At 29.8% G+C, this 25,941-nt stretch carries 22 protein-coding genes, 1 riboswitch and 1 other annotated feature; of the genes, 14 read left to right on the top strand and 8 right to left on the bottom strand.

Translation table 11 applies throughout. From position 1 onward, the window contains the following. Positions 1-11: 11 nt before the first annotated feature. A complete protein-coding gene (locus J1C67_RS05545; protein WP_089969842.1) occupies positions 12-488 on the bottom strand; it encodes an FUSC family protein in 477 nt (158 codons plus the stop codon). Between the two features lie 234 nt (positions 489-722). Continuing rightward, positions 723-961 (top strand) — a binding site (T-box leader). Positions 962-1,028: 67 nt separating this feature from the next. Here J1C67_RS05545 and metG (J1C67_RS05540) point away from each other — a divergent pair. From metG (J1C67_RS05540) to J1C67_RS05490, 11 genes are all read left to right on the top strand, one after another. After that, positions 1,029-2,981, top strand: coding sequence for a methionine--tRNA ligase (gene metG, locus J1C67_RS05540; protein ID WP_089969846.1), 1,953 nt, complete (start codon positions 1,029-1,031; stop codon positions 2,979-2,981). A 99-nt stretch (positions 2,982-3,080) separates the two neighbouring features. After that, positions 3,081-4,709 carry a methionine--tRNA ligase gene (metG, locus tag J1C67_RS05535; RefSeq protein ID WP_089969849.1) on the top strand — a complete coding sequence of 543 codons (1,629 nt, stop codon included), beginning with the start codon at positions 3,081-3,083 and terminating at the stop codon, positions 4,707-4,709. Between the two features lie 266 nt (positions 4,710-4,975). After that, positions 4,976-5,761, top strand: a complete 786-nt coding sequence (locus J1C67_RS05530) for a TatD family hydrolase (RefSeq protein WP_089969851.1) — start codon at positions 4,976-4,978, stop codon at positions 5,759-5,761. A 272-nt stretch (positions 5,762-6,033) separates the two neighbouring features. Next, positions 6,034-7,104 carry a resuscitation-promoting factor gene (locus J1C67_RS05525; protein ID WP_089969854.1) on the top strand — a complete coding sequence of 357 codons (1,071 nt, stop codon included), beginning with the start codon at positions 6,034-6,036 and terminating at the stop codon, positions 7,102-7,104. Positions 7,105-7,327: 223 nt separating this feature from the next. Further along, a complete protein-coding gene (rnmV, locus tag J1C67_RS05520) occupies positions 7,328-7,882 on the top strand; it encodes a ribonuclease M5 (RefSeq protein WP_167867026.1) in 555 nt (184 codons plus the stop codon). A 1-nt stretch (position 7,883) separates the two neighbouring features. Next, positions 7,884-8,726: a 16S rRNA (adenine(1518)-N(6)/adenine(1519)-N(6))-dimethyltransferase RsmA gene (gene rsmA, locus J1C67_RS05515; protein ID WP_089969861.1), complete on the top strand. Its 843-nt coding sequence runs from the start codon at positions 7,884-7,886 to the stop codon at positions 8,724-8,726. Between the two features lie 173 nt (positions 8,727-8,899). Continuing rightward, the gene (locus tag J1C67_RS05510; RefSeq protein ID WP_167867027.1) at positions 8,900-10,171 is read left to right on the top strand and encodes a hypothetical protein; all 1,272 of its coding nucleotides are present in this window, start codon (positions 8,900-8,902) and stop codon (positions 10,169-10,171) included. 55 nt (positions 10,172-10,226) lie between these two features. Further along, positions 10,227-10,766, top strand: coding sequence for a hypothetical protein (locus J1C67_RS05505; RefSeq protein ID WP_089969864.1), 540 nt, complete (start codon positions 10,227-10,229; stop codon positions 10,764-10,766). Positions 10,767-10,890: 124 nt separating this feature from the next. Further along, positions 10,891-11,733, top strand: coding sequence for a YhfM domain-containing protein (locus tag J1C67_RS05500; RefSeq protein WP_089969867.1), 843 nt, complete (start codon positions 10,891-10,893; stop codon positions 11,731-11,733). A gap of 3 nt (positions 11,734-11,736) precedes the next feature. Continuing rightward, complete coding sequence (locus J1C67_RS05495; protein ID WP_089969869.1) at positions 11,737-12,579, top strand: Mrp/NBP35 family ATP-binding protein; 843 nt, start codon at positions 11,737-11,739, stop codon at positions 12,577-12,579. A gap of 125 nt (positions 12,580-12,704) precedes the next feature. Further along, on the top strand, positions 12,705-12,890 hold the full coding sequence (locus J1C67_RS05490; protein ID WP_089969872.1) for a ferredoxin: 186 nt from the start codon (positions 12,705-12,707) through the stop codon (positions 12,888-12,890). Positions 12,891-12,944: 54 nt separating this feature from the next. Here the strand turns inward: J1C67_RS05490 and thiT are convergent, their stop codons facing one another. The 6 genes from thiT to J1C67_RS05460 all read right to left on the bottom strand — a co-directional run bounded on the left by thiT (position 12,945) and on the right by J1C67_RS05460 (position 17,526). Continuing rightward, positions 12,945-13,586 carry an energy-coupled thiamine transporter ThiT gene (thiT, locus tag J1C67_RS05485; protein WP_167867028.1) on the bottom strand — a complete coding sequence of 214 codons (642 nt, stop codon included), beginning with the start codon at positions 13,584-13,586 and terminating at the stop codon, positions 12,945-12,947. Between the two features lie 60 nt (positions 13,587-13,646). Beyond that, positions 13,647-13,751: riboswitch (TPP riboswitch) on the bottom strand. A gap of 27 nt (positions 13,752-13,778) precedes the next feature. After that, the gene (locus J1C67_RS05480; RefSeq protein ID WP_089969879.1) at positions 13,779-13,985 is read right to left on the bottom strand and encodes a hypothetical protein; all 207 of its coding nucleotides are present in this window, start codon (positions 13,983-13,985) and stop codon (positions 13,779-13,781) included. 89 nt (positions 13,986-14,074) lie between these two features. Next, positions 14,075-14,530 carry a PadR family transcriptional regulator gene (locus J1C67_RS05475; RefSeq protein WP_089969883.1) on the bottom strand — a complete coding sequence of 152 codons (456 nt, stop codon included), beginning with the start codon at positions 14,528-14,530 and terminating at the stop codon, positions 14,075-14,077. Positions 14,531-14,532: 2 nt separating this feature from the next. Continuing rightward, a complete protein-coding gene (locus J1C67_RS05470) occupies positions 14,533-15,378 on the bottom strand; it encodes a DegV family protein (RefSeq protein ID WP_089969887.1) in 846 nt (281 codons plus the stop codon). A gap of 180 nt (positions 15,379-15,558) precedes the next feature. Next, on the bottom strand, positions 15,559-16,404 hold the full coding sequence (locus J1C67_RS05465) for a DegV family protein (RefSeq protein WP_167867029.1): 846 nt from the start codon (positions 16,402-16,404) through the stop codon (positions 15,559-15,561). 132 nt (positions 16,405-16,536) lie between these two features. Further along, positions 16,537-17,526 (bottom strand): DUF3048 domain-containing protein, encoded by a 990-nt coding sequence (locus J1C67_RS05460; RefSeq protein WP_089969894.1) that lies wholly within the window; start codon positions 17,524-17,526, stop codon positions 16,537-16,539. A 255-nt stretch (positions 17,527-17,781) separates the two neighbouring features. On the opposite strand from J1C67_RS05460, the gene nrdD reads away from it, so the two are divergent. Then, positions 17,782-19,899 (top strand): anaerobic ribonucleoside-triphosphate reductase, encoded by a 2,118-nt coding sequence (gene nrdD / locus J1C67_RS05455; protein WP_089969898.1) that lies wholly within the window; start codon positions 17,782-17,784, stop codon positions 19,897-19,899. Positions 19,900-20,052: 153 nt separating this feature from the next. Here nrdD and J1C67_RS05450 read toward each other — a convergent pair whose 3' ends face one another. After that, on the bottom strand, positions 20,053-21,984 hold the full coding sequence (locus tag J1C67_RS05450) for a Cache 3/Cache 2 fusion domain-containing protein (RefSeq protein WP_167867030.1): 1,932 nt from the start codon (positions 21,982-21,984) through the stop codon (positions 20,053-20,055). 670 nt (positions 21,985-22,654) lie between these two features. On the opposite strand from J1C67_RS05450, the gene nifV reads away from it, so the two are divergent. Together nifV and J1C67_RS05440 are read left to right on the top strand one after the other, a co-directional pair. Further along, positions 22,655-23,806, top strand: a complete 1,152-nt coding sequence (gene nifV, locus J1C67_RS05445) for a homocitrate synthase (protein WP_167867031.1) — start codon at positions 22,655-22,657, stop codon at positions 23,804-23,806. A 126-nt stretch (positions 23,807-23,932) separates the two neighbouring features. Continuing rightward, the gene (locus tag J1C67_RS05440; protein ID WP_167867032.1) at positions 23,933-25,858 is read left to right on the top strand and encodes an aconitate hydratase; all 1,926 of its coding nucleotides are present in this window, start codon (positions 23,933-23,935) and stop codon (positions 25,856-25,858) included. Positions 25,859-25,941: the final 83 nt, after the last annotated feature.

The raw sequence follows: 25,941 nt of genomic DNA, 5'->3' as shown, positions 1-25,941 counted from the left end.
AATTGTAATATTTAATCTTGTTCTTTTGGGGGTTTGATATATTTATTTACTAGAATTGAAACCGTGATTCCAAATATTGTTTCTATTGTTCTTTTAGATGCGTAAATAAAAGGGTTACTAGTTGCAGGTGCTATCATAATAGCTATTAATACTAAAGATGACATTGCAGAAGCTGCTGGTCTCTTTAGTAGATTACATAAATAAATAGCAATAACAACTCCTATACTTGTAATATATGGAGTGAAGGTTTCCGCCTGTAGCCATCTAGTTAAATAAAGAAATATAAGCCCAAGTAGACCACCTAATAATGTTCCTACTACCCTATTTGTTGCTATTTTTAGTGAATGTTCAACTGTATCCTGCATACACATTATAGATGCTATTGCAGCAAAAAAAGGGTCTTTTGAAAAAAGAATTAAGCATATACATACAGAAATGGCTGTTTTTATATTTCTTAAACCTATTCGCGGTAACTTAAAGTCACTCATAACAAATCACTCCCAATGATATATATCTATTATAACATCTATTATAACATCTATTATAACATATATTATTGGGGATACTAATTACAAAGATAAGAATTAGTATGAAGATAGGAATTGTAATTGTTTAAGGAAGCTGAAAGAAAAGTTAAAATGATAAGGAATAAATAAAAATTGAAAATTATATTAAAAAAATTTGACAGTAATTTTATTATATAATATCATTATATTAAAATAATAAAAGCATTGAAGAGAAGAGTAATGAAGGAGAAAGTCAAAAGAGAGCTAGAAATGGTGAAAGCTAGCGTCGATAAGCTTCATGAAGATGGTCTCCGAGCATATCCTTTGAACTATGAATCAAAGTTAGAAGGATACGGTAACAACCGTTATATTGCATGGTGATAATTCACCTGATAAGATATTTATTGTGAAATAAATATAAAGTAGAGTGGTAACACGTATAATACGTCTCTATATGGGTATAAAAACCTATATAGGGGCTTTTTTTATTAAATATAGTTAAACTAAGGGAGGAAAAAAATAATGTGTAAAAAACCATATTATATAACTACACCTATTTATTATCCATCAACAAAACTTCATATAGGTAATACATATACAACCGTAGCAGCAGATGCTATTTCAAGATTTAAAAGATTGACAGGATATGATGTAATGTTTTTAACAGGAACTGATGAGCATGGTCAAAAAATCCAAAGAATAGCAGAAGAAAAAGGAATTACGCCAATAGAACATACTAACGAAGTAGTTGCTGGAATTAAAGATCTTTGGAGCATGATGAATATTAGCTATGATAAGTTTATAAGAACAACAGATGAGTGTCATATAAAGGCTGTTCAAGATATATTCAAAAAATTACATGACAAGGGAGATATATACAAATCTTCATATGAAGGATTATACTGTACTCCATGTGAATCTTTTTGGACAGAAACTCAATTAGTAAATGGTAACTGCCCTGATTGCAATAGAGCAGTAGAAAAATCAAAAGAAGAAGCTTATTTTTTCAAGATGAGTAACTATGCAGATAGATTAATGGAATATATAGAAGCAAACCCAGAATTTATTCAACCAGAATCAAGAAAAAATGAAATGGTTAATAACTTCTTAAAACCAGGGCTTCAAGATCTTTGCGTTTCAAGAACTAGCTTTGACTGGGGAGTTCCTGTAACATTTGACAAAGGTCATGTTGTTTATGTTTGGATAGATGCACTTTCAAATTATATAACTGCTTTAGGATATGGCAGTGAAAATCAAGAATTCTATGAAAAATATTGGCCCGCGGATGTACATTTAATAGGTAAGGATATCTTAAGATTCCATACTATTTATTGGCCGATAATGTTAATGGCTTTAGAATTACCATTACCAAAGCAAGTATTTGGACATGGATGGTTACTTGTTGATGGTGGTAAAATGTCAAAATCAAAAGGTAATGTAGTTGATCCAGTTGTTTTAATAAATAAATTTGGTGTTGATGCAGTAAGATATTACTTATTAAGAGAAATACCATTTGGTTCAGATGGATTATTCAACAATGAGATATTTATAAAGAAAATAAACTCAGATCTTTGTAACGATTTAGGTAACCTTTTATCAAGAACAGTCGCAATGATTGAAAAATACTTTGATGGAGTAATACCAGCACCAATAGAAAAAGGTGACTTTGATAATGAGTTAATAAACTTGGCTTTAGAAGCACCAAAGAAAGTTTCAAAGGCTATAGATGAATTAAGAATTCCTGACGCTTTAGAAAGTATATTTGAACTTATAGGAAGAGCTAACAAGTATATTGATGAAACAACTCCTTGGATACTAGCGAAAGATGAAGAAAAGAAAGATAGACTTGGAACTGTGTTATATAACTTAGCTGAAAGTTTACGATTTGCTTCAGTAATGTTATCGTCATTTTTACCAGAAACAAGCGAAAAGATAAATGTTCAATTAGCAGTAAAAGCTATTGATTGGGATTCTTTAGCAGGGTTTGATGGAACAGCTCCAGGAACTGCTGTTAAAAAGGGCGAAAGCTTATTCCCAAGAATAGATGTTGATGCAAAGCTTAAGGAATTAGAAGAAATTAGAGAAGCACAACTTGCAGAAAACAAGAAAAATGAAAAAAATGAAAAGGTAGAAATAATACCTATAAAAGAAGAAATTACAATAGATGATTTTGATAAAATAGATTTAAGAGTAGTAAAAGTAATAGCTTGTGAACCAATGAAGAAAGCTAAGAAATTATTTAAGCTTAAAGTAGATATAAATGGTGAAGAAAGACAGGTAGTTTCAGGAATAGCGCAATACTACAAGCCAGAAGATTTAGTTGGTAAATATGTAGTTTTAGTTGCTAACTTAAAACCAGTTACACTAAGAGGTGAATTATCACAAGGAATGATCTTAGCAGCAGCTACAGATGATGATAGTTTATTACAAGTTATAAACCCTGGTAAATTACCAACAGGAAGCCAAGTAAGATAATAACAATAAGGATAAAAACTCCATCAAATTGATGGAGTTTTTATCCATAATCAATTATTTAGTATGAATTAACAATTGAAAATTAGGGGGGCTATATATATGAAGATTATAGTTGGTAATGCTTGGCCTTATGCAAATGGGCCTTTGCATTTAGGAAGAATAGCGGTTTTATTACCAGGGGACATAATAGCAAGATATCATAGACTTATGGGAGATGAAGTAATTTTCTTATCAGGAACAGATTGTCATGGAACTCCTGTAACAATGAAGGCAAAGGAAGATGGGATAACACCTTTAGAAGCAACTATAAAGTATCACAATGAATTTGAAAAGTGCTTTAAATCTTTAGGATTTTCTTTTGATATTTTTGCTAAAACAAGTTCCAAGTATCATAAGGATAGAGTTAGTGAGTTTATCTTAGAGTTATATAATAAAGAATATATTTACGAGAAGAAAGTAAAGCAAACTTATTGTGAAACTTGTAATGAATTTTTATTAGATAGATATATAGAAGGTAAATGTCCACGTTGCGGAGGATATGCAACTGGAGATCAATGCGAAATCTGTTCTGAAATTATAGAAGCTGATGAATTACTCGAGAAGAAATGCAAAACTTGCAAATCAGAACCTAAAGATAAAGAAACAAATCATTTATTTTTCACTTTATCTAAATTTGAAAAGGATGTTAAAAGATTAGCAATAGAGCAACAAGGTTGGAGAGATAATGCTCAAAAAATAGTAAATAGATATTTGGATGAAGGACTTAGAGACAGAGCTGTAACTAGAGATTTAAATTGGGGCGTTGATGTCCCTTTAGAAGGATATGAAGATAAAAAAATATTCGTTTGGATTGAAGCTGTTATGGGATACTTAACTGCTAGCATGGAATGTCTTCAAGAAAAAGAAGAAGATTTTAAAGAATATTGGCAAGGGGAAGATTCAAGAGTATATTTTGTTCATGGAAAAGATAATATTCCATTTCATACAGTTATTTTTCCAGCAATATTGGTAGGATTAGATATAAAAAATCCAAACTTAAGAATAATATCAAGTGAATATTTGAAACTAGAAGGTAAAAGTTTTTCAGCAGTGAAAAATTGGGCTATATGGGCAGATTATATAGTAGAAAATTATAATGCGGATAGCGTTAGATACTATTTAGCTTTAAAATCCCCAGAAGTTCGCGATACCGATTTTACATGGAGAGATTTTATTAATACAATAAATACAGATTTGCTTTCGAGCTTTGGTAATTTTGTGAATAGAACATTAATATTTTCAAAGAAAAACTTAAATTCAAGAATTCCAAATGGAACTATGAATAAGAAATTACAAGATGAAATTTTAAATCTATATTTTGATGTAGGTGATAAAATTGAAGAAGGTAAATTTAAAAGTGCATTAGAAGATATATTTTATCTTATTAAAAAGGGAAATAAAATATTTGATGACGAAAAACCTTGGATTTCAATAGAGAAAAATAGGAAACAATGTTGTCAAACAATATATACATGCATTCAAATAATAGTTAATTTAACAAACTTACTATATCCGTTTATGCCTTTCACTTGTGAAAAGATTGCAGAATTTTTAAAACTAGAAGAACCAATTTGGAGTTTTGTAGAAAAGAAAGAAGGATTAATTGGAGAAGTAGAAGTTTTATTTGAAAGAATAGATAAAAAGAAATCAATAGAAGAACTTAAAAGGTTAAAAGAGAAAAAATTCTAGAAAAAAATACCCTAGAGCTATATCATTTTGGGGGACGATTGAGCTCTAGGGATTATACAATTAAAATGTTTAGGGGTAAATAATAATGTTTTAACTACTCTACAAGTATAAATATAACTCAATTATATGTCATTTAAGTGTCAAAAAAATTAAGAAAATATTACATAACTAAATAACCAGTGGTATGTTAAGAGGCTTAATTAATACCTTTTTTGTCTATAATATATAATATGTAATATATTAATGTAAAAATAGGAGGAAAAAACATGGAAAATAAATATGTGATTTTTGATACACACGCTCATTATGATTCAGATGCGTTTAATGAAGATCGAGATGAGGTTTTAAAGCAAATACAAGAAAATGGTGTAGCTTTTGTATTAAATTGTTCATCGGATTATGAGAGTATTGAAAAAACTAATAACTTAACTAAGAAATATGATTTTATATATGGAGCACTAGGAATCCATCCAAGTGAGGCAAATGATTTTAATAATGATGTTAAATCAGAAATAATTGAATATGTAAAAGAAAATAAAAAGATACTAGCCATTGGAGAAATTGGATTAGATTACCACTATGATGGCAATCCTTTAAAGGAAGTACAAAAAGATGTATTTAGAACACAAATGAATTTGGCTAAAGAATTAAATCTTCCAGTGGTAATTCATGATAGAGATGCTCATGGAGATACCCTTGAAATAATGAAAGAGTTTCCTTCAGTTAAAGGGATAGTACATTGCTTTTCAGGGAGCGTAGAGTTTGCTAAAGAATGTATTAAACTTGGATATTATATAGGAATAACAGGTGTAGTTACTTTTAAAAATGCTAATAAAATAGCAGAGGTAGTAAAAGCTATACCACTTGAAAAATTACTGGTAGAAACAGATTGTCCATATATGACTCCGGTGCCAAACCGAGGAAAACGTAATAAATCAGACTATATAAGCCATATAATAGAACAGATTGCGCAAATAAAGGAAATCAGCTCTAAAGAAGTAAATATAACAGTAAATGATAATTTTACCAGGTTGATTGATAAAAAAATATAAAGTACAATAGGAGTACAGATATTTACATTAAAGTACATATAAGTAAAATATACTTATAAAGGCAATTACGTACAATTGAATATTGATCTAAAATAACTCAAAAAGAACTGCGATAAAATTCGCTATTATTTATTTAATATTTAATAATTTTAATTATACACAATGTGTATTAGAAAAGCAGTTCAAGTAATGCAAGAAGTTGTCAGTTTGACAATACATTATATTTTACTATATAATGTTAAAAGACAATCTTGCCAAGGGAGGTAAAGTAGATGATAGAAAAATGTAAAAAATACCTGAAAAACAATTTTTCTAACAGTCCGAAGGCAAAAATAATTATTGGTCTTGCAATAGCAAGTATCATAGCTGTGACATTTATAAATAAGAGAAAGACAATTGAGATTAGCATAGACGGAAAGAAAGAGACGTTTGTCACATATAAAGGGACTGTTAAAGATGTACTAGAATCTAAGGGGGTAGAACTTACGCCTAAGGATAAAGTAAAACCTGCTTTAAACAATAGCGTATCCGAAAAAGATACAATAGATGTTATAAAAGCAATAGAAGTTAAGCTTACAGTTAATGATAAAGAATTATCTATTGACACAGCAGAGGCTACTGTAGCAGATATGATTAAAGCAGAAGATGCTGAACTAAAGAATCAAGGAATAGAATTTAAAGAAGGTTTAGATGAAATAACGCCAGCTTTAGATGCTAAAATTGAAAAAGACATGAATATACAACTAGTTAAAGTTGATATAAAACAAGAGACAGCAAAAGAGGTTTTACATTATGATACTGGTGAAGAAACTGATTCAGAATTAGATAGTAGTGTAAAAGAGGTAAGACAAGAAGGGGTTTTAGGAGAAAAAGAAGTAGTTTATGAAGTAGTTTTTAAAAATGGCAAAGAGGTATTAAGAACTGCAAAAGCAACTAAAGTTATTTCAGCTCCAGTTACAGAAATTACTGTAGTTGGAACAAAAGTAGAACTTGCAAGTGCAAGTATAGATGTAAGTAGCGGTGTAAGTAGAGGTTCACAATCTTATGGGAATACACTATATTGCGAATCCACAGCCTATTATGGCGATGGGATTACTGCTACAGGGACCACACCAACAAGCGCTCGTGGCGGTAGAGGAACTATAGCAGTTGATCCAAGGGTAATACCACTAGGATCGCTAGTATATGTTGAAGGTTATGGTGAAGCAATAGCTTCTGATACTGGTGGAGCAATTAAAGGTAATATAATAGATATTTATGTAGATTCACATGATGAAGCAATGAACTGGGGAAGAAGATACGGCATTGCCGTTAGCATAATTGCATATCCCGGTGAATGGTAAAATAAAAGGTGCTCAAATGAGCACCTTTTTTATTTGAAAAGTTAGGGAGCTGAAAGCTTTAGGGCATACGATATATTAAAAAAATATGCCTAAAGACCTAAATTGTTTGACATAATAAGTAGATAAGGATAAATTAATATATAGAAACAAGACATATGAATTAAAAGAGTAAGGTAACTTGAAAAAATAACTAATACGGGGAAAGTTGAAAGGAAGTAAGAATTTGATTAAAGAGGTTATAGTTGTAGAAGGACGAGATGACATAACTGCGGTTAAACAAGCAGTAGATGCTGAATTGATAGCGGTAGGTGGTTTTGGAATAAATGCAAAAGTAATAGACAGAATAAAAGAAGCACAAAAAAGAAAAGGTGTTATTGTATTCACTGATCCTGATTTTGCAGGCGAAAAAATTAGAAGCATAATATCTAAAAGAGTTAAAGGGATAAAACATGCATATATAGCTCAAGAAGATGGTATGAAGGGAAATAACATAGGAGTAGAGAATGCAACTCCAGAAGTGATAATAGAGGCTTTAAACAGGGCAAAGAGCTCTGAAGAGGATAGAATAGAATTCTATACGGCGCAAGATATGTTCTATTTTAAATTAACAGGTAAAGAGGATTCTAGAAAGAGAAGAGTGATGCTTGGAAAAATTATAGGAATAGGGTATGGAAATGCAAATCAAATGTTATCAAGATTAAATAATTATGGAATAACAAAAGAAGAGTTTACAGAAGCTATAAACAAAATAGAAAAAGAATTGGAAGTGAGTAAATAATATGGATACACAAGATATGAAAACAGCAGAACTTGTAAAGAAATATAATTTTAGATTTACAAAAAGTTTAGGTCAAAACTTTTTGATAGATGAAACTGTAACTGAAGACATAGTTTTAGGTGCAGAAGTAACAGAAGAGGATTTGGTTATAGAAATTGGACCAGGTGTTGGAACTTTAACTACACAATTATTAAAAAAAGCTAAAAGAGTTGTAGCTATCGAATTAGATAGTACTTTAATATCTATACTACAAACTGAGATTGGTGATAACCAAAAACTTATGTTAATACATAATGATGCTCTTAAAGTTGACTTTAACGAAATTATTGGAGAAGAAAAAAGCGTTAAGTTAGTTGCAAATTTACCTTACTATGTAACAACTCCAATAGTTGTTAAACTTTTAAAAGAAGGTTATAAATTTAAATCATTAACAATAATGATTCAAAAAGAAGTTGCAGAAAGAATGAATGCAGATCCAGGGTCAAAAACTTATGGAGCACTTTCATTATTAGTTCAATATTACTGCAATACTTCAATAGTAAGAGCTGTACCACCAGAATCATTTATACCAAGACCTAAGGTTGATTCAATAGTAATAAGATTAGATAGATTAGAAGAACCAAAGGTTCAACTTGATAATGAAAAATTATTCTTTGATATAATAAGAAGTTCTTTCAATATGAGAAGAAAAACTTTATGGAATGGGTTAAAGAGCATAGGCCTTGATAAGGAAAATTTACAATTAGCCTTTGATAATGCTGGAATAGATCCAAAGAGAAGAGGGGAAACGTTAAGCATTCAGGAGTTTGGAAAATTATCAAATAAAGTAAATGAATTATTTTAGCATATTGGCTTGTTATTTTTGAATATAGCTAATATTAGGCTAGTATATAAATAAAAAAAACCTCTAAGAGTACTGTTTTAGTAGCAGATAGCCTTAGAGGTTTATTTTTTAACATATTCTAGTATAGTAAGCATATAATATATTGAATTAATGTAAATGGAGGAATTTAAGTTTTGTCACAAATAAATAAATTGTATAGAAACTTTATAATACTACAAGAAGACGAACGAGGTCATTCAAGTACTAGTGATAAGACATTATCAGGATATTCAAAGATAGAAGCAAAAGGAGAAAGATGTAAGGTATCGTTTTATGCCCAAAACTTAAGAAAAGATATTGATGATTATAATGTTATGCTTATTTGTAATAAGCGAGATTCAAAACAACTTATAAATCTTGGTAAAATTGATGTAGGAGATGGGGGTAAAGGGGAATGTACAAAAGAATACTTTGCTGATAACATAGCAGGGTTAGATGTAGCCTTTGATAAAATATGTGGGGCTGCAATAGTTAAAATGAAAGATGGAATCCCTATATTTATAATGTGTGGATTTATTAATGGGGATCAGCCATCAGATAATTGGAAAAATTATAAGGTTGTTAAAGCCGTTGAGGAAAGCCATAAACCTAAGGTTGAAATGGCTAAAAAAGACTGGGATAAAAAATATGATAAGAAAAAAGACAAGGACAAAGACAAGGATAAAGACAAATGTAAATGCAAAGATAAAGATCACAAAAAGCATGATGATGAATGTGATAGAGATAATGAAATAGTTACAGATCCAATAGAAAAGGTAGAGACAATAGAAAAGGTAGAGACAGTAGGAAATGTAGAAACAATAGAAACGGTAGATCCAAGGGGAAAGTTTGAAGAGTATGAAGGCAGTATTCAAACTGAGGGGGCAAAGTTAGAACCAGCAGAGCCAATAGAAAAGGTAGATCCAAGAGGAAAGTTTGAAGATGATGAAGAAAGTATTCAAACTGAGGAAAAAAAGGAATATAAGGCTCCAGATATATTCGAAGTAAGAGGTAGTGTGGGTGAGTATTTTGAAGGTATTGCAAGAGGCTTCGAAAATTGTAGGGATAAATATCAAGAGATTAAATATTGTAAATGGTATAAAGTGAAAGTAAATGATTTATATGAAATGTGTAATATGTCAAATTACAATAAGTATACAGTTGCATATTATCCAATGTTAAATTACTATCCGTATATTAAAAAATATGGGAAATTTATGCTTGGATATAAATGTGACAAGGAAGGAAATCTTAAATATATCATTTATGGAGTTCCAGGAAAGAGAGAAAAAGATGAACAACCATATGAAGGAAAGACTGGTTTCGTAACATGGATTAGTGATGATGATAAAGATAGAAATGGTATGGGATGTTGGCTAATGTTCTATGATTTTAAAAACTCAACTGTTGTTGTGCCAATGCAATAACATGAGATTTAATAGGATATAGGAAGTACTTATAATTCCTAATGAGCAGATTAGTATGAATAAGAAGCAAATCTATATTTTATCATTACTATTATCACTAATGTTTATTCTTGTATGCATGCAACAGTTTTTCTCGGAAGATATAAAAAAAGTGGCACTGAGAAATAATGGCGTTAATAAGTTCTCTGAATATAAGTTGAATGAAGGAGAATACAAGGTGTTATTGCCTGGGGAATGGATAGTAGAAGAGGGAATGGAGAATGTAGATGAGACGGAGTTAGAGATTAGATTTAATAGTGATAAAATTGAGGGAAATATAACTATACTAAATAATCTTGATAGCATAAATAAAGTAGATATAAGGATATTTCAGAATATAAATAATAAAAAATATTATGAATATAAAAGCAATGGAGTATCCTGGAATGTAATAAATTATGAAGTCAAAGAAAATAGTAATAATTTCAGGAACAAATGCTATTTTAGAGAAGACTCTGAAGGAAAAGTTATCTTGATTAACTTTAAATATGATGATAGCAAATCTAAACCTAGTATTGAAGTTGTTTTTGAAGAGATAGTTGACAACTTTAGATAGTATATGGAATAAAATTTGCCATTGAAGAATTAAAGTATTATAATTTACTTGTAATTAGGAGAAGCTAAATTGCTTCTCCTAATTATTTATAAGAAATTAAGTTACATAAAGGAGACTGGTATAATTGAAAAAAACAAAAAAAGCAGTGGCGGTAGTTGCTACTATATTAATTTCCTTGAATTTTGTAGGTTGTAATACTATTGATAATTTGCAGAAAAAATTAGGTTTTAAAAATGAGTACTTTGAAAAATTTCAAACTCAAAATATAGATCAAATAAGTATCCAAAGTGTACGTGACCCTGCTTTCAAATTTATAGTTACAGAGTCAAAGGCTATAGAAGATATGTATAAATTGCTTTATAGTTCTAAGGAGAGTGAAAATAAAACTGAATTAAGTCCGGATTATATTTTTGAATTTAATATGGGCGATAAAGTTGAAAAGTTTAATTATATAGTTGGAGCTCATGAAGGAAATTTTTATAATGATACTAACATCTTTACGGTATCTAGTAGAGTAGATGAGGGTATAATGAAAAATTTATCATTTATTAGAAAACCTAGAGATTTTGAATATATATATTATAATTCAATATCAAATGTATTAAATTTAAAGAAAAAAGAATTTACTGAAACCCCTCATAAAGTTGGAATAGATATTCAAGGGGATGTAGATTGTTTAAAGTATGTATTTTCAACTGATATTGAAGCATTTTTGAAAAAAGCAAGAAAAACAATACCAGATATAGAATTAGTAAATAACAATGCAAGTGAATTTGATGTTGTGTTAACAGTTAAGAATAAAGGATATGATAGTTCTACATATAAGTCTAAAATATCAGTAGATAATAAAAAAGATAAAATACAAGAAGATTACTATATAAAAGCTAAAAATGAATTTAGGGAATGGAATATAGTAACTAGCGAAGCTAATATATCAAAACCAAATGAATGGTATGAGGAGGAGTAAAAAATGAGTGATTGTTCAAGTTGTCCTAGTAAGGATTCATGTTCTTCAAAGGAGACTAATAAGGTAGAAAGTTGTGGAAAAGTAATTCCAAACTACGGAGATGTAAAAAATATAATAGGAGTAATTAGTGGTAAAGGCGGAGTGGGTAAATCTACGGTTACAGGAATATTAGCTAGTATATTAAGAAAAAAAGGGTATAAGGTTGGAGTTTTAGATGCAGATATAACAGGTCCATCTATGCCTAGGTTTTTTGGGATAAATAAAGAAAGAGCTAAAATGAGAAAAGTAGGAGAAGATGGAGTTGAATATATGCCAGTTTCAACTAAAAGTGGAATTAAAATAATGTCAATGAATCTTTTAATTCCTATAGAGGATGAACCGGTAATATGGAGAGGTCCTGTAGTAACAAGTGTATTAACACAAATGTTTACTGATACAAATTGGGGAGAATTAGATTATTTATTAATTGATATGCCTCCAGGAACATCGGATGTAACATTAACAATAATGCAAAGTTTTCCTATAAGTGAGATGGTTGTTGTTGCAACACCACAAGATATGGTGTCTATGATAGTTAAAAAAGCTGTTGTTATGGCAAACAAGATGAATGTTAAGGTAAGAGGGGTAATTGAGAATATGGCTTATATTAGCTGCCCTGGTTGCAATACAAAAATGAAAGTATTTAGTAAAAAGTCATCAGAAGAGCATGCAGAATATTTAGGGTTAAATTTACTTGGAGAACTACCAATAAATTTAGATTTAACTGAAGCTTTAGAAGCTGGGATTGCAGAAGAATATGTTAGAGATAATGATCTATACTCATTAATATTTGAAGGCTTATATTAGGGATATACATAATAAACGTATAATAAGGCAATAATATCAATGTAATACTAATTGAAGTGAATTTAAAGAAATATTAAATTTTTGATATTTCTTTAAAAATCACTTATAAAGAAAGGAGAATATTTATGAATGCAAGTGTTGATAAGGATACATGTATAGGTTGTGGATTATGTCCATCAATCTGCCCAGATGTATTTGAAATGGATGATGATGGAAAGGCAATAGCTAAAGCTGATGTTCCAGAAGGAAAAGAAGAAGAAGCTAAAGATGCAGAATCAAGCTGTCCGGTTAATGCAATTTCAATAGAATAATACATATAAAAAAGCTACCCATTTTCGGGTAGCTTTTTTAAAACTATATTAATATTAAAAAACGGTGTCGGTTCCTTTTATAATTCTATTAATAGGTAATAATGACATAATAATTAAGCATATTATAAGTTCTCCTCCAACAGCAACGCCGTTAACAGCTAAAGAGTAAACTGCTGGTGACCAACCTTCAGGAGCAAATTCGCCAAAGAAAGCATAGCCTGAAATAAAGTGACATACAAATCTAAGTGTCATTCCTATAGTAGTTCCTAAAGGCATATTGTTTTTGAAGTATCCTGCAAAACCTATAGCCATAAAAGGTAAAGGATAATCAAATAATACTTGAATAGGATGAATTATATAAGGGTTTATTATTAAGCTTATAATACCAAATAAGAATCCAGTTAATAATCCAATTTCAGGACCATACATAAATGCAATAAGTAATAGTGGAATCATGCTACCAAGAGAAATACTTCCACCACCATTTGGTAATGAGTAAATCTTAATCATATTTAAAATAGTAGCAAGGGCTAATGCTATACCTATTCTGGCCATTAATTTAGCATCTAACTTTATCTTTTTGAATTTTATAATTGCCAAAAGGAGTAAGACGCCACCTACCACGGTTAAAATTGATAAAGGGTTGCCTAAAAGAGTTGTATAACTCTCTTTTAGGGTTGATATAAAGTTTTCCATAAAAAAATACCTCCTAAAAAATATGCTAGGAGATACCATGGGCGTGAGTATAACTTTATCACGCATCGTATATGGCTTCCCTACGCTGGTATTAACCAAGATCAGGTTTAAAGGGTTAATGATAGTAAATCATCTCTCAGCCTTAAGGCACCCCTAGCACATTGTAAATATAAAATAATTTTACAGTTATTACTAGAAAAAGTCAATTAGTTTATTTTGAGCAATTTCTGCTCTATGATTATTATAAAGACCATAGCTTCCAGAAAGTGAAGCCATATCAATAGATGAACCTATAGAGATGGAAGCATTAAAGTTAGTTAACGGTATAGTTATTATAGTATCATCTTCTAATGAAACAAAAGCTTCGGAATTATTTAAATCAATAATTTTACCTTTCATAAATACACCACCTAAGTATTATTTTTTTCAAGTGCCTTATGATTAGTTTGTGCAAATATAGAAAAGAAATACAAAAAAAAGATATATACTTATAAGTATATATCTTTATATATAATCTTAAAAACCTTGAGAGCTTCTTCTATTCTCGGTTTCATTAAATCTTTCCTAATAATATATTCATTTTGTCCTTTAGGCGTTAGTGAATAAAACTTTTGAAATTTTTTCTTTGGATCATCCCAAATACCCATAACAAATCCTTCTTTTTCAAGCTTCTTTAATAATGGATAAATTCCACCGGTACTAGGCACCCAAAGACCATTTGTACGGTGACCTATTTTTTGAGAAATATCATTGCCATTGGCATGACCTTTTGTTAATATGTGGAGCACGTAAATGGGTAATAAACCCTTAGTAAAGATTTGACCTGAAGACTCTTTACTTTTTTGCAGAGCCTTTAATTCAGATAATTTTTGCATATACTCATCATGAAGCCTTTTTTCCTCTGCTTTAATATCAGATATGTTATTAAAGCTAAAGTTTTGCATAGCTAGTCAACCCTTTGTATAGCTATACCTATCATTCCTCTTCCTGAATGAGCTGCAGACATAGCGCCAACTAATGTTAATTCGACTGATACTACATTATGTAAGTTTCTTAGGTTTTCCATGAACTTAGTGCCTTCTTCTAAAGCATCACCTTGAAGTACCCAAAGTTTACACTTTCCTTCCGTAAGATGTTCTTTAATTATTTCATGAAGTTTTGAAAGAGATTGTTTTCTACCTCTAACTTTGGCAATAGAACAATAAACTCCTGTCTTATCCATTGTAATAATAGGTTTTAAATGTAGGAATTGTCCTATAGCACCAGCGAGTTTTCCTATTCTTCCACCTTTTATTAAGTATTCTAATGTATTTAAAGTATAGTATCCGACTACATTTTCACGTGCTTTAGGAAGATATTCTAATATTTCTTCATAAGATTTACCCGCTTGTACCATTTTGGAAGCTTCTAATACAATAACTCCTTGACAATAGCCTATTATTTTACTATCAAAAATAGTAGATGTTAAATTAGGGTGTCCTTCTAATGCAAGCCTGAAAGCATTAAATGTTCCTGATAGTGCTTTAGATACACTAATAGCAATTACATGAGTGTAACCAGCTGCCTCTATTTGACTAAGAACCCTTTCACAAGTTTTTGGGCTTGGTAGTGAAGTTGTTGGAATTTCAGTTTCTAAAGAATTATAAACCTCTTCAGAAGTTATATTTATTTTATCTTCAAATTCACCATGTGAGTAGATTATTCTTAGCGGCGAAAGATGGATATCGTTTTCTTTCATAGTTTCTAAAGTTAAATCGCATGCACTATCAGTTACTATTGCAATCTTTTGCATAAAAGTTGCCTCCTTAAAATTTAATAAATATGTCTAGATTATAGCATAAAATAAAACTATATCAATAGTGATAATGTTAGTCATATTAAAAAAAATAACAAGCAAATATATATTTAACATTTACTTGTTATTTTTTAAAAATTATTTAACAAATATTACCGCTTAATATGCAAATTTATTTTAATAAATTTTGTGAATAGCTAATCCTATTAATCCCGGACCAACGTGGACACCTAATGCAGGACTAATTGAAGCTATACCAATTTCTACTATATTCTCTAAGTTTTTAATGCTTTCTAAGTAAGCTTTTCCTTCTTCAAGGGCTCCACCTTGTAGCACTTGAATTTTACATTTACCTTTGCTTAAAGCTTCTTTTAAGATATCAGTAAGTTTTGAAAGAGCTTGTTTTCTACCTCTAGCTTTACAAGCTGTATAGTAAACACCATTATCATCAACACCTATAACAGGCTTTAAATTAAGTAATTCGCCAATAGTACCAGCAACTTTACCTATTCTTCCACCTATCTTTAAATACTCAAGAGTATTTAAAGTAAAGTATGCTGATATTCTTCCTCTAAGTTTAGGAAGATTGGATATTATATTTTCGAATGATTGACCTTCTTTAATAGCTTTAGCAGCTTCTAATACAATCATACCTTCGCCATATGCTAGCATCTTTGTATCATAAACATGAGAAATCAATTTTGGATGATCTTCTAAAGCTAATCTTACGGCATTAAAAGTTCCAGATAATCCACTTGATATAGTAATGGCAATTACATGAGTATATCCTTCTTCTTCTAATTTAGTTAAGACAGAATTTATTTTTTTAGTACTAGGAAGTGATGTTGAAGGAATCTCGATCCCTAATTTTTCATAGACTTCCTCTGGAGTAATAGATACTCTATCTTCAAATTCTCCATAAGAGTAAATAATATTAAGAGGAAGCATATTTATATTATTCTCTTTTAATGTTTCTAATGATAAATCACAACTACTATCAGTTATTAAAGCAATTTTTTGCATAATATTAACTCCTTTGTTACATTTAATTCTATGCAAATATTATATCATAAATTTTATATGCATATCAATAGTGATAAGATAAGATAATTATCACTATTGATATAGTTTAACCAAATTTTAAAAAAAAATCCCTTAATTAAAAGAAATGTCTGTATTGTTATTTACAATATGCCAAATAGTTTTGCCGGGTGATAGGGGAACTATATCTCCATTAATATCATAAAGTATAGTTTTATCATTTTCATCTGACTTTTTCCAGAGTACATTTACATATCTACCATTTGAAAATACATAGCCATCTCCTTCACCTATAAGATCTATATCTAAATGCAAATTATCATCTTGAAGAGATATTGTAGTTTTTTGAATAACTACATTAGCAAAGCTAAGCTGTTTATTAGTAGAAGCGTCTAAAGCTATTTTGCCATCCATTGATTTTTTATATACATTATCTTCATATAAATATGAGGTATCGTAACTTTTGTTCAAATTCAATCTTATATTTGATATAGAAGTTAAAACTTCATTTGAGTAGTAAGCTTTATTAAATTCTGCAAATGGTTTTGGAATTGATAAAAATTTTTTATCAATAATGGAATCTAATATATTTTTAGAAGAGGTGTATAAGTTGTGAGGTGACTTTCTTTTGGGATCTCTCCAAAAATATGATCCGTTAGATAGTTCATTTATACTCATAATAGAGCTATCTTTAGAAATACTAGTTAGAGCATCCACAGATCCTCCGCAGTGAGCAAAAGATAAATTATTTTCTAAAGCTAGCTCTAAAAAATAAGGTCTAATGCTTCGTACAGGTCCAATTATATCAGCACTATCTTTATGAAAAAGAGCCATAAACCTAGGAATTCCGCCTTCTGCAGATGTTTCATAAATAACATCTGCAGATCCAAGTCCACTTTGAGGTCGTGAAGAAGTAGAGTTTTCAATCATAACCATAAATGGTGTATTAGAATTAGTAGATTCTTTAATGTTCTCACCTGTATAAAATGAAGGAACCATGCCATCCATATTAGTAGAGGTTTTAAGGCTAGAATCTTCTTTAGGGGAACACCCAATTAAACTTATAATTATTATTATAGAAAGTAGTGAAAATTTTGACTTCATAGTTATTCTCCTTTATTTTATAATAGATAAAAGAATTTAATAAAAATATATATTATTAACAATATATTACAAGTCATAAGAAAAATATGTCTACAATTAAAAATTTATATTTATATAAAAAAGGTTAAAAAATGAAGATAGAGGGATGTAGTTTGAGGTTAATGAATAGTATGTTACTTTTATCATCTTTGATTAGAAAAAATATATAGAGTATAATAGTAAAATACTATATATTGTGTAACGGGGGTCGAATTAATGCTACATGTAGTGAAAAGAGACGGAAGAGAAGTAAAATTCAATGCAGAGAAGATAGCGATAGCTATTAGAGGTGCTGGGATTGAGGTAGGACAAAAGCTTAAAGAGAGTCAGGTCCTAGATACTGTGCAAAAAGTAATTAGTTATATAGAGGTATCTGGAAAGGATAAGGTAACTGTAGAAGAAATTCAAAATTTAGTGGAGAAAGCATTATTTGATAGAAATTACGAAATAATAGCTAAGGCTTATGATAAATATAGAAAACAAAGAACTCAAGTTAGAGAAAAGAAATCTGACTTAATGAAAGCTATAGAACAAATTGGAGTAGAGACAGATAGAGATAATGCAAATGTAGGAAATAACTTTAGTTCTAAGTTATTAAGAATTGCATCAGAATCTAATAAATGGCATACTCTAGCATCAATGCCAAAGAATTTAGCAAAAGGTCATGAAAATGGAGATTTATATTATCATGATTTAGATAGTTACAACTTAACAACAAATTGCTTGCATATACCAACTAAAGAAATGCTACTTAGTGGATTTAATACTGGGTATGGAACAATTAATGCACCAAGAAGAATAGAAACAGCTGCAGAACTATCATGTATATTACTTCAATCAACCCAAAACGATATGTTTGGTGGGCAATCCCATCCAGATTTTGATAATGATATGGGTATTTTTGTTGAGCCTACAAGACAAGAAGTTAGAGCAGAACTTAAGGGTTATGGAATTGAAGGAGATAAGTTAGAGAAGTTAGTTGAAGAGAAAGTAAGAACTAGAGTGCATCAAGCTATGCAAGGCGTTGTATATAATCTTAATACTATGCATTCAAGAGCTGGTTCACAAGTTCCTTTTAGTTCTTTAAATCTTGGAATTCCAGATTCTAAAGATGCTGCATTAGTTTGTGAAGTATTCTTGCAAGAGTATGAAAAAGGTTTAGGAAAAGGCGAACAACCAATTTTCCCTAACATTATTTTTAGAGTTAAAGAAGGGGTAAATAGAGAATCAGAAGATGAGTACCATTATCTTTATAAATTAGCTTGCAAGGTAGCAGCTAAAAGAATGAACCCAACTTTTATGAATATAGATGCTGATTTTAATAAAGAATATTACGATATGGGATATATGCCTGCAACTATGGGGTGTAGAACATACTTAATGAAGAATGTAAATGGTGAGCCAGGTTGTAAAGGAAGAGGAAACATTGCTCCAACAACAATTAACCTACCAAGAGTGGGAATACAAGCTAATAAAGATATAGATAAATTCTTTGAAATATTAAAAGCAAGATTAGATATGGCAAAGGATTCACTACTTCATAGATACGGCGTATTAAAGAACCTTAAAGTTAAGGATCTTCCATTTGTTGCAGGTCAAAATTTAATGAAGGGTTCAGAAGATTTAGGTCCAGACGATTCTATAGAACCAATCTTGAAGCAAGGTACTTGGGGAATTGGATTTATAGGACTTGCAGAAACTTTAATAGCTTTAACAGGTAAACATCATGGTGAAGATGAAGAAACAAGAAACCTTGGTGAAAAAATAGTAACATTCATGAGAGAATATACTGATAGAGTAACAGAAGAAACTTCATTGAACTGGAGTTGTTATGCAACACCAGCAGAAGGTTTATCAGGAAAGTTCATTAAACAAGATAAGAAAGCATTTGGTATTATAAAAGGAGTAACAGATAAAGATTACTATACAAATAGTTATCATGTTCCTGTTTATTACTCAATATCAATTAAGCGTAAAATAGATATTGAAGCTCCATACCATAAGATGTGTAATGCTGGTCATATTAGTTACTTAGAAGTAGATGATTGCCCATCAGGTGAAGCTATTATGGATATACTTAACTATGCATATAAGAATACTAATATTAGTTACTTAGGTATCAACTTCCACATAAGATATTGTAAAGATTGTGGAACATACCTTCAAAGTAATGAAAATAAATGTACAAAATGTAGCAGTACAGATATTCAAGGTATTTCAAGAGTAACAGGATATTTAAGCTTGGATGAAAGATTTGGACCAGGTAAATATCATGAAAGACAAGATAGAAGATCACATACAGGAACTGATAAAAACAATTATCAAGTTTTATAAAATATATACCTAGCAGGGTGATTCGTGTTGATTAACATGAATCACCCTGTTTTTTTGTGGAAATTTAGTTGTTTTCTCTCAGCGCGCTAAAGTAAAAGCTATGAATTTTTTAAAATTCATAGCTTACAAATGGGTTAGAGACGTATATTTCTATCAATTATATATATCGGAAAATTCAATCTGTATTTTTTCAACATTTGTTTGAATTGTAAAATCTTTTTTTGAATCCTCATTATTAGAAACAATCTTAACAGGTAGGCTTATTATAAATTCAGTACCTTCGTTATACTTACTTTTTACATCAATTTTACCGTCATGCATTTCAACTAAAGATTTAACTATAGATAATCCTATACCGCTACCTTCATGATTTCTACTTAATAAAGGATCCACTTGTTTAAACCTTTGGAAAATTTGTTGTAACTTATCTTCTGGAATTCCTCTACCATTGTCCTTTACAGAAATTATAACATAATCATTTTTATCATATACAGAAACCTCGATAGTGGCCCCTGCCTTAGTGAATTTAGTAGCATTAGAAATTAAATTAAGTAAAATTCTTTCAATATTTTCTTCATCAAAAGCCATAATTTTTTCTTCTATATCTGTATCAAAAATAATGGTTCTTGACATACTTTTTATATAATCAACAGTTGACAGTGTTATTCCCTCAATAACTTCTACTATATTTTGATTTTTTAAATTTAACTCCATAAATCCAGACTCAAGTTTAGTAATGTCTATTAAATTATTTACTAGTCTTAATAACCTATAACAATTTTGTTTTATACTATTTGTGTATTTGTTTAATTTATCAACATTATCTGAATTTTCATATTTGTTTAGATATAAAGAAAATAATTGAGCTGTAGAAAAAATGATATTTAATGGAGTCTTCAATTCATGAGACATATTAGCAATAAATTCAGTTTTTAATCTATCATAGTTAACTACGTCGTCTAATAACCGCTTGTTTTCATCCATCATATTATTAAAGCTATTAGATAATATTCCTATTTCATCCATGCTATTTATATCAGAACGTATAGTCAAATCACCTTTGCCGGCTATTTCCATACATGATTTTAATTTGTTAATAGGATTAACTAAAGACTTGGCCATAAATAAAGCTATAAGGGTACCTAATAAAAATATTATTAATCCACTAAATAATATTGTATATAAAATTGATATAGATGAAGAATTTAAATCATTATAATTAGCTGTCGTAACAATATACCAATCCCAAGGTTCGAAATAATTATAATAAGCTAATTTATGTATTCCTTTATATGTGTATTCAATTGTTCCATTTTTATTTGAGATTATTTCTTTAGCAAAATCAAGCTCTCCTATATTTTGACCTTTATTTTTAGGGTGGACAAGTTCAGTTCCTGTTGAATCCATTATATATACGTAACCTGTTTTCCCAATTTTAATATCATTTAATGTTTGTTCTAAATAATCATTAAGCATCTTATTACCTAAGCCTAGTGCCCCTATAACTTTTTTGTTTTTATCCAATAATGGTTTGAATTTTGACATATAACTTTCGCCTTCAAATGTCACTCTACCACTATAATCTTCATTGTTAATTATTTTATTATAGATATCTGAATCACTAGAGAGGTATGTTCCTATAGCCTTTTTGTTATCTTTAATAAGAGTTGTAGACACTCGTATTAGCTTATTATCATTTAACAAATATATACTAGCTATTGCACCTGTAGATGACTTTATATTATCAATAACTGTAGGATCTAATGATAATCTTTGTTTTCCAGCATATAAAATTGGTAAATCATAATTCTCAACTTTTATAGTTTGAGTATCATCTACATTTAAATCACCTAAATTATTTAATAAAGTTTCTGCAGAGTTTAAATCACTGTAGTTTTTATCAGCAAGCAAATTATTTCTTATGCTTGTAGTAGTATTAATCAATTCGGTTATGCGTTGATTTTTTTCTTTAACTTCATTAAAGACTGCATCTTTTGTTTTTTTTCCTATTAAATATCCTAAAAAAGTTACTGAAAATAGAATTAATATTAAGTAACTAATAATTAGTTTAGATTTAATACTCATATGTTTAGGAGCCTCCCTTTTGTAAATTCAAGAAACATATTATGTAAAATATCAAAAATGTATATAAATATACATTTTTATTCTAATATGTTAATTATAATGCTATTTATAAAATAAATATATAAATATAATTGTTATTTTAAATAGCTTTTTAAAATGAAAAATTTAAACAAGTAAATACATTTATTTGCAATGAGCGATGCTGTAGTTATTACTATTCAATATGAGTTGTAACAACTATGTATATGCTTTTATCTCTATTAATGAGAATAATTTTAGATACAATAAAGTGACTTTAACTTTTAAATAGCAAAAAAGTAGCTAAATAATAATGCAAGATAAAATAAAAACATTGCATTATTAGGATTAAAACAAAGCAAAATTGTTTTTAAAACAATTAAAATGAATAAAATAAAATAAAACTTGCAATTATTTATAAAATGCATGATAATTTGATTGTTAATAAAAAAAAATTATGATAAAATAATAAATAGGGAATTATAGTTGATACAATAAAAGGGGCCTTAAATATCTTATTTTTACATGGAATTATTTGAATATTCATACAGATAGAAAATTAATATTCGGAAATATTTTATTTAAATAGGATATAAGTATTTAAAATAGAAATGCAAAGCAATAAGCAATAAGTGTAAAAGGGGGATTTTAAATGTCTGTTAAAAATTTAGAAAATGGTAAAAAAATATACATTGTAGATACTACATTAAGAGATGGGGAGCAAACAGCTGGGGTAGTTTTTGCAAACCAAGAAAAGGTAACAATTGCTTCAATGTTAAGCGATGTTGGGGTTGATCAACTTGAAGTAGGAATTCCTGCTATGGGTGGGGATGAAAAAGAAGCAATAAAGGAAATTGTAAAAAGAAATAAAAAGAGTAGCATAATGGCTTGGAACAGAGCTGTAATTAAAGATATTGAGCAATCAATAGATTGTGGTGTAGATGCTGTAGCTATTTCAATTTCTGTATCTGATATTCACATTAAGCATAAACTTAAAACTTCAAGAGCTTGGGTTCTTGAAAGTATGGTTACTGCTGTAGAATATGCAAAGAAAAATGGTCTTTATGTATCGGTTAATGGGGAAGATGCATCAAGAGCTGATAGGGATTTTTTAGTTGAATTTATTAATATAGCTAAAGCTGCTGGGGCGGACAGGTTTAGATATTGTGATACTGTTGGTATAATGCAACCTTTCAAAATTAGAGAAGATATTAATTACTTGTTTGAAAAAACAGGTTTTGATATAGAAATGCATACTCATAATGACTTTGGAATGGCAACAGCTAATGCAATAGGTGGGATAATGGGTGGAGCAACTCATGTTGGAGTTACTGTAAATGGGCTTGGAGAAAGAGCTGGAAATGCAGCACTTGAAGAAGTATTAATGGCATTAATGTTTGTTTATGATTATAAAGGTGATATAGATACAAAGATGTTTAGGGAAGTATCTGAATATGTTTCAAGAGCATCGGGTAGAATTTTACCAGTGTGGAAGGCTATAGTTGGAGACAATATGTTTGCCCATGAATCAGGAATACATGCAGATGGAGCTATAAAAAATCCTAAAAACTATGAAGCTTTTGACCCAGATATTGTTGGAGCTCAAAGACAAATAGTTATTGGAAAGCACTCTGGTAGAGCAGGAATTATAAATAAATTTAAAGAATATGGAGTTGAATTAGATAGTGAATCTTCACAAGTTATATTAGAAATGGTTAGAGAATCTTCAGTAAGAGTTAAGAGAACTCTTTTTGATAAGGAATTAGTTGAAATATATAAAGAATATAAAAGGCTATTAAAATAAAAATTAATTAGATATTAAAAAAATAACAGTCGGGTTGGTAAAATAGAGGATCAGGTGGGCTAGCTATTTTAATAACAATAAGAAATAAGAAATAAGCAATAAGCAATTTATAAGGGGGAAAAAACAATGGGAGATAATTTAGTTACTAAAATACTTAAAAGCCATCTAGTAGAGGGTGAATTAAAAATAGGTGAACCAATAGGGATAAGAATAGATCAAACATTAACTCAAGATTCAACAGGAACTATGGCGTATCTTCAATTAGAAGCTATGGGAATAGACAGAGTAAAAACTAAAAGATCTGTAGCATTTATAGATCACAATATGTTACAACAAGGGTTTGAAAATGCAGATGATCATAAATTTATTCAAACAGTAGCATCAAAGTATGGGGTACATTTTTCAAAACCAGGTAATGGTATATGCCATCAAGTATTTTTAGAGAGATTTTCTACTCCAGGAGAAACTTTAACTGGGTCAGATAGCCACACTCCAACGGCTGGTGGCGTTGGAATGCTTGCTATGGGGGCAGGAGGATTGGATGTTGCATTAGCTATGGGTGGTGGATCTTATTATATAAATACACCTAAAGTTTGTAAAATTAACTTAGTGGGCAAATTAAAACCAATGGTTGCAGCAAAGGATATTATATTAGAAGTACTTAGAAAACTTACTGTTAAAGGTGGAGTAAATAGAGTATTTGAATATGCAGGCATGGGGGTAAAAACTTTATCAGTTCCACAAAGAGCAACTATTACTAATATGGGAGCAGAACTTGGAGCAACTACTTCAATGTTCCCAAGTGATGAAAGAACTTTAGAATTTTTCAAGGCTCAAGGTAGAGAAGAAGATTGGATAGAATTTATGCCAGATTTAGATGCAGTATATGATGAAGAAGTAATTGTAAACTTAGATGAGCTTAGACCACTAGCAGCAAAACCTCATAGCCCAGATAATATTGAAGAAATTTCAACTATTGGAAAGATAAAAGTAGATCAAGTTGCAATTGGTAGTTGTACAAATTCTTCTTATGAAGATTTAATGAAAGTTTCAAAAATATTAAAAGGTAAAAAGGTTCATCCAGATGTTAGTTTAGTTATAGCTCCAGGTTCAAGACAAGTTATGGAGATGATGGCTAGAAACGGAGCACTTGCAGAGATTATTAGTTCTGGAGCAAGAGTCCTTGAAAATTCTTGTGGTCCATGTATTGGTATGGGGCAAGCGCCTGGAACTAATGGGGTATCGCTTAGAACATTTAATAGAAATTTTTATGGAAGATCTGGAACATTATCAGCTAATGTGTATTTAGTTAGCCCAGAAACGGCGGCAGTTTCAGCAATAGCGGGGGTTTTAACTGATCCAACAGAAATTAATATAGACATAACTGTTGAAATGCCAAAGGAATTCTTAATAGATGATTCTATGATATTAGCACCAGCTCCAGTTGGAACAAAAGTAGAAGTTCTGCGAGGTCCTAATATTAAACCATTCCCAGTGAACGATAAATTAGGTGAAGTTGTAGAGGGTAAAGTTTTAATTAAAGTTGAAGATAATATAACAACAGATCATATTATGCCTTCAAATTCAAAACTTTTACCATTTAGATCTAACATTCCTTATCTTGCAGATTTCTGTTTTAATACAGTAGATTCAGATTTTCCAAAAAGAGCTAAGGAAAACAATGGTGGAGTTATAATAGCTGGAAACAATTATGGGCAAGGATCAAGTAGAGAGCATGCAGCACTTGCACCTCTTCATTTAGGAATAAAAGCTGTTATAGCTAAATCATTTGCACGAATCCATAAAGCTAACTTAATAAACAATGGGATAATACCATTGGAATTTGAAAATGAAACAAATTATGATGCGCTAGATAATTTAGATAAACTAGTTATGGAAAATATTCAAAGTGCATTAGACAATGGAGTAGTTAAAGTTAAAAATGTTACTAAAGAAACAGAGTTTAATGCTTTGGTTCAATTAACAGAAAAAGAAATAGCTGTAATTAGAGCTGGTGGAAGACTTAACTATGTAAAATCACAAAATAAATAGATTATTTATTTTATTATGACTAAGTTAAAGGAAAGCGATTATTTGCTTTCCTTTATTTTTAGTATTTAAAACAGAGAATGATG

The sequence above is a fragment of the Clostridium gasigenes genome (genome assembly GCF_017348895.1).
In the GTDB taxonomy this organism is placed as follows: domain Bacteria; phylum Bacillota; class Clostridia; order Clostridiales; family Clostridiaceae; genus Clostridium; species Clostridium gasigenes.
Note: the sequence above shows the minus strand (reverse complement) of the source record. Positions and strands in the feature narration are given on the sequence as shown.

Bases quoted from the DNA above. Each gene is read 5' to 3' on its own strand.
- J1C67_RS05545 (WP_089969842.1), bottom strand. From the start codon at position 488: ATGAGTGACTTTAAGTTACCGCGAATAGGTTTAAGAAATATAAAAACA.
- metG (WP_089969846.1), top strand. From the start codon at position 1,029: ATGTGTAAAAAACCATATTATATAACTACACCTATTTATTATCCATCA.
- metG (WP_089969849.1), top strand. From the start codon at position 3,081: ATGAAGATTATAGTTGGTAATGCTTGGCCTTATGCAAATGGGCCTTTG.
- J1C67_RS05530 (WP_089969851.1), top strand. From the start codon at position 4,976: ATGGAAAATAAATATGTGATTTTTGATACACACGCTCATTATGATTCA.
- J1C67_RS05525 (WP_089969854.1), top strand. From the start codon at position 6,034: ATGATAGAAAAATGTAAAAAATACCTGAAAAACAATTTTTCTAACAGT.
- rsmA (WP_089969861.1), top strand. From the start codon at position 7,884: ATGGATACACAAGATATGAAAACAGCAGAACTTGTAAAGAAATATAAT.
- J1C67_RS05505 (WP_089969864.1), top strand. From the start codon at position 10,227: ATGAATAAGAAGCAAATCTATATTTTATCATTACTATTATCACTAATG.
- J1C67_RS05495 (WP_089969869.1), top strand. From the start codon at position 11,737: ATGAGTGATTGTTCAAGTTGTCCTAGTAAGGATTCATGTTCTTCAAAG.
- J1C67_RS05490 (WP_089969872.1), top strand. From the start codon at position 12,705: ATGAATGCAAGTGTTGATAAGGATACATGTATAGGTTGTGGATTATGT.
- thiT (WP_167867028.1), bottom strand. From the start codon at position 13,586: ATGGAAAACTTTATATCAACCCTAAAAGAGAGTTATACAACTCTTTTA.
- J1C67_RS05480 (WP_089969879.1), bottom strand. From the start codon at position 13,985: ATGAAAGGTAAAATTATTGATTTAAATAATTCCGAAGCTTTTGTTTCA.
- J1C67_RS05475 (WP_089969883.1), bottom strand. From the start codon at position 14,530: ATGCAAAACTTTAGCTTTAATAACATATCTGATATTAAAGCAGAGGAA.
- J1C67_RS05470 (WP_089969887.1), bottom strand. From the start codon at position 15,378: ATGCAAAAGATTGCAATAGTAACTGATAGTGCATGCGATTTAACTTTA.
- J1C67_RS05465 (WP_167867029.1), bottom strand. From the start codon at position 16,404: ATGCAAAAAATTGCTTTAATAACTGATAGTAGTTGTGATTTATCATTA.
- J1C67_RS05460 (WP_089969894.1), bottom strand. From the start codon at position 17,526: ATGAAGTCAAAATTTTCACTACTTTCTATAATAATAATTATAAGTTTA.
- nrdD (WP_089969898.1), top strand. From the start codon at position 17,782: ATGCTACATGTAGTGAAAAGAGACGGAAGAGAAGTAAAATTCAATGCA.
- J1C67_RS05450 (WP_167867030.1), bottom strand. From the start codon at position 21,984: ATGAGTATTAAATCTAAACTAATTATTAGTTACTTAATATTAATTCTA.
- nifV (WP_167867031.1), top strand. From the start codon at position 22,655: ATGTCTGTTAAAAATTTAGAAAATGGTAAAAAAATATACATTGTAGAT.
- J1C67_RS05440 (WP_167867032.1), top strand. From the start codon at position 23,933: ATGGGAGATAATTTAGTTACTAAAATACTTAAAAGCCATCTAGTAGAG.